The sequence below is a fragment of the Aeromonas sp. S9(2024) genome (assembly GCF_041403185.1).
Taxonomy (GTDB): domain Bacteria; phylum Pseudomonadota; class Gammaproteobacteria; order Enterobacterales; family Aeromonadaceae; genus Aeromonas; species Aeromonas enteropelogenes.
In genome coordinates this window covers 41,650-53,857 of sequence record NZ_JBGLRE010000011.1, presented here as the reverse complement: position 1 = coordinate 53,857, position 12,208 = coordinate 41,650, and the positions used below count along the sequence as shown (strand labels likewise).

The 12,208-nt window shown below is 61.1% G+C and carries 13 protein-coding genes and 5 tRNA genes; 15 read left to right on the top strand and 3 right to left on the bottom strand.

Going from position 1 to position 12,208, the window contains the following annotated elements:
* Positions 1-92 precede the first annotated feature (92 nt).
* From ACB028_RS16660 to ACB028_RS16645, 4 genes are all read left to right on the top strand, one after another.
* On the top strand, positions 93-1,307 hold the full coding sequence (locus tag ACB028_RS16660) for a YecA family protein (RefSeq protein ID WP_223377835.1): 1,215 nt from the start codon (positions 93-95) through the stop codon (positions 1,305-1,307).
* 170 nt (positions 1,308-1,477) lie between these two features.
* On the top strand, positions 1,478-1,942 hold the full coding sequence (locus ACB028_RS16655; RefSeq protein ID WP_026458376.1) for a MarR family winged helix-turn-helix transcriptional regulator: 465 nt from the start codon (positions 1,478-1,480) through the stop codon (positions 1,940-1,942).
* Positions 1,943-1,944: 2 nt separating this feature from the next.
* Positions 1,945-2,133 (top strand): DUF4250 domain-containing protein, encoded by a 189-nt coding sequence (locus tag ACB028_RS16650; protein ID WP_042026057.1) that lies wholly within the window; start codon positions 1,945-1,947, stop codon positions 2,131-2,133.
* 169 nt (positions 2,134-2,302) lie between these two features.
* On the top strand, positions 2,303-2,476 hold the full coding sequence (locus tag ACB028_RS16645; RefSeq protein ID WP_167335313.1) for a hypothetical protein: 174 nt from the start codon (positions 2,303-2,305) through the stop codon (positions 2,474-2,476).
* Between the two features lie 138 nt (positions 2,477-2,614).
* Here ACB028_RS16645 and ACB028_RS16640 read toward each other — a convergent pair whose 3' ends face one another.
* On the bottom strand, positions 2,615-3,202 hold the full coding sequence (locus ACB028_RS16640) for an FMN-dependent NADH-azoreductase (protein ID WP_216992415.1): 588 nt from the start codon (positions 3,200-3,202) through the stop codon (positions 2,615-2,617).
* Between the two features lie 225 nt (positions 3,203-3,427).
* On the opposite strand from ACB028_RS16640, the gene ACB028_RS16635 reads away from it, so the two are divergent.
* The 4 genes from ACB028_RS16635 to ACB028_RS16620 all read left to right on the top strand — a co-directional run bounded on the left by ACB028_RS16635 (position 3,428) and on the right by ACB028_RS16620 (position 6,944).
* A complete protein-coding gene (locus tag ACB028_RS16635; protein ID WP_223380458.1) occupies positions 3,428-4,315 on the top strand; it encodes a DMT family transporter in 888 nt (295 codons plus the stop codon).
* Between the two features lie 88 nt (positions 4,316-4,403).
* Entirely contained in the window at positions 4,404-5,582 is a 1,179-nt protein-coding gene (purT, locus tag ACB028_RS16630; RefSeq protein ID WP_371144768.1) for a formate-dependent phosphoribosylglycinamide formyltransferase, read from the top strand.
* 128 nt (positions 5,583-5,710) lie between these two features.
* Entirely contained in the window at positions 5,711-6,370 is a 660-nt protein-coding gene (gene hxpB, locus ACB028_RS16625; RefSeq protein ID WP_371144767.1) for a hexitol phosphatase HxpB, read from the top strand.
* A gap of 370 nt (positions 6,371-6,740) precedes the next feature.
* Complete coding sequence (locus ACB028_RS16620; protein WP_026457488.1) at positions 6,741-6,944, top strand: CPXCG motif-containing cysteine-rich protein; 204 nt, start codon at positions 6,741-6,743, stop codon at positions 6,942-6,944.
* Between the two features lie 144 nt (positions 6,945-7,088).
* On the opposite strand, the gene ACB028_RS16615 is transcribed toward ACB028_RS16620, so the two are convergent.
* A complete protein-coding gene (locus ACB028_RS16615) occupies positions 7,089-7,706 on the bottom strand; it encodes a riboflavin synthase (protein WP_026457487.1) in 618 nt (205 codons plus the stop codon).
* A 132-nt stretch (positions 7,707-7,838) separates the two neighbouring features.
* Here ACB028_RS16615 and ACB028_RS16610 point away from each other — a divergent pair, with 132 nt between their 5' ends.
* The 7 genes from ACB028_RS16610 to ACB028_RS16580 all read left to right on the top strand — a co-directional run bounded on the left by ACB028_RS16610 (position 7,839) and on the right by ACB028_RS16580 (position 10,227).
* Entirely contained in the window at positions 7,839-8,045 is a 207-nt protein-coding gene (locus ACB028_RS16610) for a YaeP family protein (protein WP_026457486.1), read from the top strand.
* Positions 8,046-8,199: 154 nt separating this feature from the next.
* Entirely contained in the window at positions 8,200-9,579 is a 1,380-nt protein-coding gene (locus ACB028_RS16605) for an MATE family efflux transporter (RefSeq protein WP_026457485.1), read from the top strand.
* 171 nt (positions 9,580-9,750) lie between these two features.
* Positions 9,751-9,827, top strand: a tRNA-Val gene (locus tag ACB028_RS16600).
* A gap of 11 nt (positions 9,828-9,838) precedes the next feature.
* Positions 9,839-9,915, top strand: a tRNA-Val gene (locus ACB028_RS16595).
* A 17-nt stretch (positions 9,916-9,932) separates the two neighbouring features.
* Positions 9,933-10,009 (top strand) — tRNA-Val (locus tag ACB028_RS16590).
* 32 nt (positions 10,010-10,041) lie between these two features.
* Positions 10,042-10,118, top strand: a tRNA-Val gene (locus ACB028_RS16585).
* Between the two features lie 32 nt (positions 10,119-10,150).
* Positions 10,151-10,227 (top strand) — tRNA-Val (locus tag ACB028_RS16580).
* 130 nt (positions 10,228-10,357) lie between these two features.
* Here ACB028_RS16580 and ACB028_RS16575 read toward each other — a convergent pair.
* Positions 10,358-12,193: a sigma 54-interacting transcriptional regulator gene (locus tag ACB028_RS16575; RefSeq protein WP_371144766.1), complete on the bottom strand. Its 1,836-nt coding sequence runs from the start codon at positions 12,191-12,193 to the stop codon at positions 10,358-10,360.
* Positions 12,194-12,208: the final 15 nt, after the last annotated feature.

Here is a 12,208-nt window from a genome sequence, read left to right as displayed (position 1 = left end):
GGCGATAAAATCGCCATGCAGGCGGGCTTTTACTGCAAATAACCCCACATTTGGGTAGACTTCGCGGCTGTTCAAATCCAGAGGAGTCGTCGATGAACCCATCCACTCGTACCCGCCATCTTAATCAATGGATCCAGCAACACAGTGCACAGGACATGACCTACCCTGCCCTGCACGGCTTTTTGTGCGCCCGCTTGGTGGGGCCGGAGCAGCCCGACTGGCAGCAGCCGCTGGCCGGTTTGCTGGAGCAGGATGCCGAGCTGGATGAGAAGAGCGCCGAAGCGCTGCACCATCTGATCGCGGAGCTGGAGAGCCTGGCCGATGAAGAGCAACTGGCCCTGCCCAGCCAGTGTCGCCTGCCCAGTGACGATCCCGAGCAGGTATTCGACAAACAGCATCCCCTCGGGCAGTGGTGCTACGGGTTTAGTCAGGGGTTTGCCACCTGGCCCAAGCCAAAGGATTTGAACGATCTCACCACCCAGCACAGATTCAGCCTCGCGGCCGAGCTCTGTCTGTTTCGTGACAAGCCCATGGCGCAGATGCTCTATAGCGCTGCCGCCAGCGATCTGCCGTTTGCCGAATTCTGCAAACGCCAGCGCCAGCACATGAAGACCGCCCTCAACCAGTTGCTCAATCTGGATCAATACCAGGCTGCCCCCAGCGCCGAGGTGGCACTGAACAACGAGCAGGCCGAGCAGTGGCAAAAGTGGTTCGCCCTGGCCGATGCCAGCCGGGATCACAAGGTGCGTCTGGGCTGGTTCGACAAGATCATCGCCGATGCCAGCCCGTTGTTTGACGATGCCTTCTGGCAACAGACCGCCGGCCATGGCTGGAGTTCACACGAAGCCAGACCGCTGCTGGCGGCCAGAGCCGGCCGCGCCGACTGCTTGCTGCAGCTGGGCCAGTTGGCAGAAGCCAGGGCCGAATACCTGGATCTGCTCACCCTCTGCCAGGCCGACGAGCCGGGTTGCCGCTATCACCTCTCCACCCTCTATGCCCGGCAAGGGGACTGGGAGGCGCTGGCAGGATTGCTGGTACGCTTTGACGAAGCCTCCAGCTGGCTGCTCTACAACAAGGCGCTGATGGTGTTTGCCACAAAAGGCGCCGAGGCAGCCAGGGAGCATTTGCTGGCGGCCATCAATGCCAACCCGCACATCCCGGCCTGCCTGCTCGGTCAGCGCAAGCTGCCAAAGCAGGAGCCCGGCAGCTGGCAGGCGGGCAGTCGTGACGAAGCTGCGCTCTACGCCCTCTATACCCGCGATGCCTGGCTCAAGCACCAGGCCCTGCTCTGGTTGCGCAAAGGCTGAACAAACCCGGATTAAAAACCCGCCTGACTGACCCGGCTTTCGCAGGATGTCGTGCGCCACCGCACATTTCATCGCTGCCGGGTCAGACAAATCCGCGTTAGTCTCGTATCATCATTGTCAAAGTATCAAAAGAAACTGCACCAGATGCAGCTGTCACAGCAGGGTGTAATATGTCAAAAATCATCGCTTTACTCGCCCACTACCCGCCCTATCAGTTGGTTCACGCCGCCGAGATGCTACGGGATACTTTCGAGCAGTTTTACGAACAGCGCTATCAACTGACCGTGCCCCAGTGGCGCCTGATGATGGTGCTCGGCCCCCACTACCCCATCAGCCAGAAAGAGCTGGTAGAGGCGAGCGGCATGGACAAGGTGCGCATCTCTCGCGAGATCCGCCGTCTGGCCGAGAAGGGGATCATCTTTACCGAGAGCAGCGAGCAAGACAAACGCATCAGCCTGGTCTCCCTCACCAATGCGGGCCTCTCCCTCTTCCAGCAGCTCAAGAGCGAGGCGGGAAGCTGGCAGCACACCCTGACCGACTACCTGCCCAGCGAATCCCGCGAGGCGATCCGCCAGCATCTGCACACCGTCAGTGCCGCCATCGAGCAGCTGCAATCCCTGGACAAGGAGCAATAACCATGGATTTGAAAAAATTCGCCACCATGGACGTCAACATGCTGCTGAGCCTGATCAATATGCAGCTGCGCGATCGCTATGACGATCTGGATGATCTCTGCAAGGCGCAGGATCTCGATAAAGCGGCCCTCGAGGCCAAACTCGCCAGCGGCGATTTCCACTACCAGCCTGATCAGAAGCAGTTCAGATAGGGATCGGGATCACAGAGCCGGCTGCGGCGCTGGCTCCATGGCCAAAACCTGATATGGTCGGAGGAGCCCCAACAGAGGGAAGCCCCGACGGCTTGATGGATGGATACATCAGGCTGTCACAAGAGGGCATTAGATTCGTTTCAGGCAAGCAAACCAAGGATGACCCAAGATGATGACCCGACAGAACCTGCTGATCAGCCTCGCCGCCTTGTTGATGATCAGCCTGTTTATTCCCTACTTGCCGCAAGATGGTGAACAGTGGCTGACCACCCTGCTCTGCGCCCTGCTGGTGGCTGTATTCCTGGTGCTGATCCGCGGCTGTCGCCGCTTTATCATGGATTGACGGCCCGACTCTCTTGCCTCTGGCGTTAAAGGGCTTTTCTTCTCTCCCAACCCTTGTGTCACCCGCCTCCTTTAAAAAACAAACGCAGCCAGATGGCTGCGTTTGTCATTATCCGAACATCGCGACGGGCAGGTCGGCTTAGACGGCAAGGCTCTCCAGCTGCGCCTTGGCCGCTTCCATCCCCTTGCTCTGGGCTTCCGGCCCCATACCCATCCCCTCGGCGTAGATGAAGTCCACCTCCTTGATGCCGATGAAACCCAGCACGGTGCGCATGTAGGGGGTCACCAGATCGGTGGCGCTGCCGACGTGCATGCCGCCACGGGGGCTGATCACCAGGGCCCGGGTGTTCTCCACCAGACCGACCGGGCCGGTCTCGGTGTAGCGGAAAGTCACGCCGGCACGAGCCACCAGGTCAATCCAGTTCTTCAGCTGGGTCGGGATGTTGAAGTTGTACATGGGGGCGGCAATCACCACCAGATCGCTTGCCTTGAGCTCGGCGATCAGCTCGTCGGACTGGGCCAGCACGGCCAGTTGACGCTCGTTCAGGTTCTCGCCACCACGCAGGCCGGAGGCCAGCTCGCCATCCAGCACCGGCAGGTTCAGGGCCGCCAGATCACGCACTGTGACGGTATCATCCTGATGATCGGCCAGGAAGCCGTCGATCAGGGCGTTGGATTGGGAGTATTGACCCAGGATGCTGGATTTGAGTACGAGGATGTTGGCCATGATGACGCTCCGTTTGCTTGTCAGTTGAACAGTGTGGCTGTCGATGAAGGTCACTCTAAACATTGGGCTTCTATACAGATAGCGAAAATAGATGCTCAACTTGTTCAAAATTTTTGATATTGGCCCACTTCCTCGCCAAAGAGCGTACTCCCCGGGCCACACGCCTTGGCATAACAAACGATTGCCGTTATGATCCGCCGCACTTTTTTCAGTGACCCGGATCCCATGGCACCCTCACGGCACTCTCCCATTGCCGGTGCAGTCTGGATGATGGTGGCTGGCCTCTGTTTCGCCGCCGTCAACAGCCTGAGCCAGTATGTCAGCTTCAAACTCGGCCTCGCCTCCACCCAGGTCGCCTTTCACCAGTATCTGATCGCCCTGATCTGCCTGCTGCCCTGGCTGGTTCGCCACGGCTTGCGCCAGTCCCTGATGACCAACCAGTTCCGGCTGCACCTGTTGCGTGTCGCCCTGGCGGTGATCGGCATCCAGTTCTGGCTGTGGGCGCTGGCCGTGCCCGTCCCCATCTGGCAGGGCATAGCGCTGCTGATGACCTCTCCCCTGTTTGCCACCCTGGGGTCGGCCCTGCTGCTCAAGGAGCAGGTGAGCCGGGCCCGCATTCTGGCGACCCTGGCGGGGTTTGCCGGGGCCATGGTGATCCTGGCCCCCTGGACCGACGATTTCAGCTGGGCCTCCCTGCTGCCGGTGGCCGCCGCCCTGTTCTGGGCCGGTTACTCCCTGCTGGTGCGCTATCAGGCGGCGAGCGAGTCGTCCCACACCATAGTGGTCTACCTGCTTATCTTCAGCACCCCCTTCAATGCCATGCTGGCTCTGCCGGAGTGGCAATGGCCCACGGCCGCTCAATGGCAACTGGTCGCCCTGGCCGGAGTGCTGTCGGCGCTGGCCCAGATGTCCATCGCCCGCGCCTACAGCGTGGCGGAGGCCTCCTTCGTGCAGCCCTTCGACTTTGCCAAGCTGCCCATGAACGTGCTGGCAGGCTGGCTGGTATTTGGCTGGGCCCCTCCGGGCCGACTGTGGCTCGGCGCCGCCATCATCATTGGTGCCGTCACGCTGCTGACTCATCTGGAGCAGCGCGCCAGCAAATCCGTTTCCTGAGGTACGCCATGCGTGCCTCTTTTTTTGTCCGCTATTGGCCGCCAATAGTGACCGCAACAATGTGACCATCGACATCAGGAGAGATCGTATGTTTGGAACCGCAACCCGCCCCGGCGCCACCCGTGCCCTGCTGCTGGGCTCCGGCGAACTGGGCAAGGAAGTCGCCATCGAGTTGCAGCGGTTCGGGATCGAAGTGATCGCCGCCGACCGCTATGCCAATGCCCCCGCCATGCAGGTGGCCCACCATGCCCGCGTGCTGGACATGCTGGATGGCGCCGCCCTGCGCGAGCTGGTCGCCGAGGTAAAGCCCGACCTCATCATCCCCGAGATCGAGGCCATCGCCACCGATACCCTGGCAGTGCTTGAGCAGGAAGGGGTCAAGGTGGTACCGAATGCCCGCGCCACCCAGCTCACCATGAACCGGGAGGGGATCCGCCGGCTCGCCGCCGAAGAGTTGGGCCTGCCCACCTCCCCCTACCGCTTTGCCCAGAGCCGGGAAGAGTTTGACGCCGCGGTGCATGCCATCGGTCTGCCCTGCGTGGTCAAGCCCGTGATGAGCTCGTCTGGCAAGGGCCAGAGCGTACTGCGCGATCTCGCCAGGCTGGAGGAGAGCTGGACCTATGCCCAGGAGGGGGGCCGCGCCGGGCGGGGCAAGGTGATCGTCGAAGGTTTCGTACCCTTCGAGTACGAGATCACCCTGCTCACGGTACGCGCCGTGGACGGTATTCACTTCTGCGATCCCATCGGCCACCATCAGGAGGATGGCGACTACCGAGAATCCTGGCAGCCCCAGCAGATGAGCGAACTGGCGCTGGCCCGCTCCAAGGAGGTGGCAGCCAAGGTGGTCGAGGCCCTAGGCGGTTATGGCCTGTTCGGGGTCGAGCTCTTCATCAGGGGCGACGAGGTCTGGTTCAGCGAAGTCTCCCCCCGCCCCCACGACACCGGCATGGTGACCCTGATCTCCCAGGATCTCTCTGAGTTCGCCCTGCACGTACGCGCCATCCTGGGGCTGCCCATCGGTACCATCACCCAGTACGGACCGAGCGCCTCCGCCGTAGTGCTGCGCGAAGGCCATAGCCAGGATATCCGTTATCAGGGGATCGGCGAGGCGCTGGCCCTGGTGCCGGGTGCCCAGCTGCGCCTCTTCGGCAAGCCGGAGATCGCCGGTCGCCGCCGTCTCGGGGTGGCACTGGCGCGTGCCGAAGAGTGCGACCAAGCGGTAGAAAAAGCCAAAGCGGTCGCGGCCGGGGTCGAGGTGCTGTTCTAAGCCCACTTTTTTGGCACACGAAATCAAACGTTTGCCAGCATGATCCAGCGCAAGGGGCATGACGATGCCCCTTTTTCATTTGCGAGTCCGCCTTATAATCCCCCCTTCACCTTTGTCTGGAGTACAAGATGTTAGCTGCCGTGATCTTCGATATGGATGGTGTTCTGATCGACTCGGAACCCTTTTGGCAACGGGCCCAGATGGCCGTCTTCTCCGAGCTGGGCCATCCCCACTCGGTCGAGGATTGCGAATCGACCATAGGCGTGCGCATCGATCAGCTGGTGGCCCACTGGTATCGGCTGCGTCCCTGGAGCGGCCCCAGCCAGGAAGAGGTGGTACAGCGCATCCTGGACAGGGTCAACGCCCTGATCCTGAGCGAAGGCCAGGCCAAGGCCGGCGTGCTGGAAGCGCTCGATCTTATCGAGGCGCAAGGACTTAAAGTGGGTCTTGCCACCTCCTCGCCCTTTGCCATGGTAGAGGCCGTGCTCGGCAAGCTCGGTATCCGCGATCGCTTCCTGGCGGTTCACTCCGCCGAGGTGGAGCGTTTTGGCAAACCGCACCCGGATGTCTATATCCACGCCGCCGAGAAACTGGGAGTGGAGCCGGTGCACTGTCTCGCCATCGAAGACAGCGTCACCGGTCTGCTGGCGGCCAAGGCGGCCTCCATGAAGGCGCTGATCGTGCCGGATCCGGCTTTAGTGGGCGATCCGCGTCTGGCCATCGCCGACCATCAGTTGCGCTCTCTCGCCGAGCTGGATGCCGATATGCTGGCCCGCTGGATCAAGTAAGTCACAAACAAGGCGCTGATCGTTCATCGGCCCGGCCCTGATGGGGGATCCGCGTCTGACCATCGCCGACCATTAGCAGCGCTCTCTCACCGAACTGGATGCCGACATGCTGGCCCGCTGGGTCAAATAAGTCACAAAGGGGTGCTGGCCAGCTGAGTGGCATACGCTCACAAGCGCGTTTTCCCGCCCCTTCGCTTCCAAAGAAAGGGCCTTAACTGACCAGACTTCCCCTCTCTTTCGCCTCTGCTGAGCAGACCCCTCACCTGTGTTTGATCCCTGTCATAAACGTGCGCTTGCTCGCGGTCAACGCCCTCCCGGAGGGCTAGAATCAACTCAAGAAGAGGCGGCCCACGGGCCTGAGGAGGTCATCATGATCGAGTACACCAGCAAGCGCATCGTCTGCCCCCACTGTGGTCATCACACCCGGGTCGAGCTGGATGCCAGCCAAGGGGATCAGGAGTTCTATGAAGATTGCATGGCCTGCTGCAACCCCATCCATCTTCGGCTGCACCGGGATGAGGCGCGCAACTGCCTGCAACTGTTTGTGGATGCCGACGACGAACAGCTGTTCTGATTGGCTGTGACGCCAAGGACGCTGCCGTTGTATCAACCGACGGCGCGGCGCAGGCCCTGTCCGCCAAGATTTGTCAGAAATGAATACCAACAAGAAGGGCCTGCATCATGCAGGCCCTTCTTCATTGCAGTGGCAACACGCTCTTCACTGGCCTTCGCGGGCCGCCAGCACCCGCTCCACCGTATCGACGATGGCCTGGGTCTGGGGATCGATCTCGATATTGGTGCGCCAACCCGCCTTGACCCAGCCGAGGTTGGTGCGGGCCAGGGTCTCGGGGATGAGGTGGACGCAGAACTCGTTGCCCCTCACCTCGCCCACGGTCAGGCTGATGCCGTCGATGCCGATATAGCCCTTGGTCAACACGTATTTCATGAGCGCGGGATCAAGGCGATACCACACCTGGCGGTTGTTGGGGGTGTCTATCACCGAGGTGACCTCCGCCATGCCCATGATGTGGCCGGACATGGCATGACCGCCGATCTCGTCGCCGAAGCGGGCCGCCCGCTCCACGTTGACCTTGTCCCCTACCTGCAAGGCGCCAAGATTGGTCAGGCGCAGGGTCTCCTGCATCAGATCGAAGCTGACCAGTTCCCCCTCCACCCGGGTCACGGTGAGGCAGCAGCCGTTGTGGGCCACGGATGCCCCCAGCGCCAGCCCTTCCCCCCAGTCCGGGTCCGGCATGCGGATCACATGGGTGCGAAAGTTGGGCTGGGCGTCGATGGCCACCAGTTCGGCGGTCCCCTGCACTATGCCGGTGAACATGTCTCGTCTCCTGCTACAACAAAAATGGCAGGGTAACCTCGTGTTGGTCGCCAGACAAGCGCACCGGCTGACAAGGCGGCCCGGGCTCGCTATAGTGGCGGCCATTCATCCCAGGCTCAACAAGGAAAATTTATGCAGGTATATCAATGCTGTGAGGCTATCCGCATCGCCTACAACCAGATAGGTTCCGGCGAACAGGGTTATGTGCCCAAGGCCATCGCCGCCGCCATCCGGGCCCTCGACGCCGTCGCCTCCGATGAGCGGGTACCGGCCGAGCTGCGTGAGCAAGCCGCCTATGCTGCCGCCAATCTGTTGATCAGCGATCACGAAGACGCCTGATCTGCCCGTCAAGCCGGAGCGCCAAACGTTTCTCCGACGCCCGATTTCAGGCTAGAATGACCCTCTTTCCCTCTGCATGCCGCGTCCTGGTATGCAGGGGTCCTTTCCGATACCCGTTCTTTCCCTTTTATTTCTGATCCACCCGGAGGTGTCAGTGCAACGTTATTGGTCCGAGGCGAAGCAACTCGTTCGTCTAGCCAGCCCCATTCTGGTCGCCCAGGTGGCCCAGATCGCCATGAACTTTGTCGATACCGTCATGGCGGGACAGGTCAGCGCCGTGGATCTCGCGGCCGTCTCGGTTGCCTCCAGCTTCTGGTTGCCGATCATCCTGCTGGTACAGGGGATCATCATGGCGCTCACCCCCATCGTCTCCCAGCTCAACGGGGCCCGCAAACGGGACGAGGTGCGCCCGGCCGTGCATCAGGGCTTCTGGCTGGCCCTGATGGTAACCCCCGTCGCCATGGTGGCACTCTACTTCAGCCCGCTGGCGCTGCAGTTCATGGACGTGGATCCCGTGATGGCGGCCAAGACCACAGGTTACCTGCATGCCATCCTCTGGGGTCTGCCCGCCTTCGTGATGTTCCAGGTGCTGCGCAACTTCAGCGAGGGGCTCTCCCACACCATGCCGACCATGGTGATCGGCTTCGTCGGGCTGGCGGTCAATATTCCCGCCAACTACGTCTTCATTTACGGCCATCTGGGCATGCCGGCTCTTGGCGGGGTCGGCTGCGGCGTCGCCACCGCCATCGTGCTGTGGGCCATGCTGCTGGCGATGATCCTCTATGTGAAGCTCTCCCGCCACTTCGCCGAAATCCGCCTCTTCTCCCATTTGTGCGCCCCCAATGGCAGCCGGATCTGGCGCCTGTTCCGGCTCGGGTTCCCCATCGCCATGGCCATCTTCTGCGAAGTGACCCTGTTCACCGTGGTGGCCCTGATGCTGGCACCCTTCGGGGCCGAGATAGTGGCAAGTCACCAGATCGCCCTGAATTTCTCCAGCCTGGTCTTCATGCTGCCGTTGTCGATTGGCGTGGGTGTCACCATCCGGGTCGGTCACAGCATAGGAGAAGGCCTGCCGGAACACGCCCGGGTCGCCGCCCGCACCGGTCTGATGCTGGGCATGAGCGTGGCCGCCGCCACCGCCGCCCTCACAGTGCTGCTGCGCGAACCCATTGCCGGCATCTACACCGAGGATCTGCAGGTGATCACCCTGGCGGCCACCCTGCTGTTCTTCGCCGCCATCTACCAGGTCTCCGATTCGGTGCAGGTGGTGGCCGCCGCCGCGCTGCGCGGTTACAAGGACACCAAGGCCATCTTCTACGTCACCATCGTCGCCTACTGGGGACTTGGGCTGCCCACCGGCATGATCCTAGGGCTGACCGACTGGGTGGTGCCCAAGATGGGGCCGCAGGGTTTCTGGATTGGCTTTATTGTCGGCCTCACCAGCGCAGCCCTGATGCTGGGAACCAGGCTGCGTTACATCTACGGGCGCTTTGCCACTCCGGAGGCCTGCACCAGCCTGTCCCGGGCCCAATAAGGGAAGATAAGGCGAAACTCGCCTGCAAAATCAACAGGCTGCGCAAGAACTGGGCAAACAGTCTCCTTTGTGAGTGCGGCCTGTTGACAGCCTTGGGGGGCATGGGTAGTATGCCGACCACGCCAGCAGTGCTGGCGTGGTGAAACGGGTTCCTGACCCGGTTCGCAAAGTGGGTTTATAGCTCAGTTGGTTAGAGCACTACCTTGACATGGTAGGGGTCGTTGGTTCGAATCCAATTAAACCCACCACTTTTCATGATGCGTCCTTAGCTCAGCTGGTTAGAGCACCACCTTGACATGGTGGGGGTCGGTGGTTCGAATCCACTAGGACGCACCATCATGAAACACTGTTATGCGTCCTTAGCTCAGCTGGTTAGAGCATCACCTTGACATGGTGGGGGTCGGTGGTTCGAATCCACTAGGACGCACCATAACAGTTTGAAAAATTTGCAGACTCAGATGTGGGTTTATAGCTCAGTTGGTTAGAGCACTACCTTGACATGGTAGGGGTCGTTGGTTCGAATCCAATTAAACCCACCACTCCCCTGCAAAAAAGTCGCCTTGCGCACTCTGCGTCCTTAGCTCAGCTGGTTAGAGCACCACCTTGACATGGTGGGGGTCGGTGGTTCGAATCCACTAGGACGCACCATTTTCTGAAAAGCCCGCTCATCGAGCGGGCTTTTTGCATTCCCTGCCCTTCCATTGCGTCATTCGTGTACCCAAGAAAAAGCCCGCGCCATCCATCTCATGACGCGGGCTCGTTGCACCGTGCCTAACCATCAGGCCTGCACGGTGATCTCGTACTTCTTTATCTTGCGATACAGGGTGGCAATCCCTATCCCCAGGGCCTGGGCGGCCAGCTTCTTGTTGCCAAGACGCATCAGGGTCTCCTCGATCATCTGTTTTTCCATGTTCTCAAGGCCATTCTCCGCAGGCTGCGGGGCAGCCACTGATGCCGCATCCACGCTCGCCGGCATCAGCAGACTGGCGGACGACGGGCTCACCACGGTGACGGGGATCCGCCCCTCTTCGGCCGGGAGCGACCCCAGCTGGTTGCGAACAATGTTGGGGGGGAGCAGGGTGGCATCGATCACCTCCCCCGGCTGGGTGACGTTGACCAGATACTCCATCAGGTTACTCAATTCACGCACGTTGCCCGGCCAGCGATAGCCCTTGAGCAGGGCCATCACCTCGGGGGTCAGCCCCGGGTAGACGATACCGATCCGGCTGGTGTGCAGGTTGAGGAAATAGTGGGTCAGCAGCTCTACATCTCCTTCCCGCTCCCGCAGTGGCGGCAGATTGAGCGGGATCACGTTGATCCGGTAGTAGAGATCCTCGCGAAATTTGCCTTCAGCGATGTATTGATCGAGATGCTGGTGAGTGGCGGCGATGATGCGGATATCCACCGGCACCGGGCGACTGGCCCCGATGGGGGTCACCTCCCGCAGCTCCAGCACCCGCAGCAACTTGGCCTGCATGGTGAGGGGCATGTCCCCTATCTCGTCGAGAAACAGGGTGCCCTGATGCGCGGCCTGGATCAGCCCCTGCTTGCCCCCGCTGGCGGCACCGGTAAAGGACCCCTTCACATAGCCAAACAATTCGCTCTCCAGCAGTTGCTCGGGGATGGCGGCACAGTTGATGGCGATAAAGGGCTTGCCATTGCGCGGACTGAGCCGATGCACGGCACGCGCCACCACCTCCTTGCCGGTCCCGCTTTCCCCGCAGATCAACACGCTAGAGGGGCTTTGAGCGATCCGGTGCAGCAGCCGCTTGAGGGTGCGCATCGGCTTGCTCTCGCCGATCAGTTGCTCGATACAGTGATCGGCATCCGGCTCCCGTACCTGGCCGGAGTGGGACTGATGAAACGCCATCAGGAACAGCTGCTGCCCCTGCACATGGTGCAACTGGCCGATGATCAACTCCTGGCGATCCTCCAGGGTGATAATGTGCTGCAGATGGCCGTTTCGCCCGTGCTGGGCGAAGGTGAGCGGCCGAATGCCGAGCTCGCGCCCCAGCAACTGTTCCTGCTTGCAGCCAAGCTGCTTGAGCGCCACCTCGTTGGCATAGCGCACCTGACTCTTGTCATCGAGCAGCAGGCAGCCCTGATCCATGTTGGCCATCAGATCGAGAAACACCTTGTTGACCCCGTCCGACAGGCCATGGGAGTCGAACAGCTTGGCCACAAAGATGGCGGAGATGTGGCGCACGTAGTCGCACACATCCTGCAGATTGTTGCTGAGCCGCTCCTGCTGTTCGGGGTTGAAAGCCACCAGGCTGATCACCCCGATGCAGCGCTCCTCCACCATGATGGGGATGCCGAGAAATGCCCGCTCCCGGCAACTCTCCTTGCAGCTGCAGCCATCACACACGGGGTCGTCGCTGGTATGGGTGACGATCTTTTCCCGCTGGTTTTCAATCACGTAGCGCAGCAGCCTGGAGTCGCCCTCCAGCTGGCGACCGAAGAATTTGCCATAGGGGCCGGTTCCGGCCACCCGCACCAGATTGTCGTCGACAATCTCGACTTCCAGTTGCAGCACGCTGGCCAGCATCTTGGCAAAGCGCAAGATGGTTGGCTGGATCTGCATCAGCAGACAGGGGGTATTCACGACGCGCATCCATTGCTCCCTTTT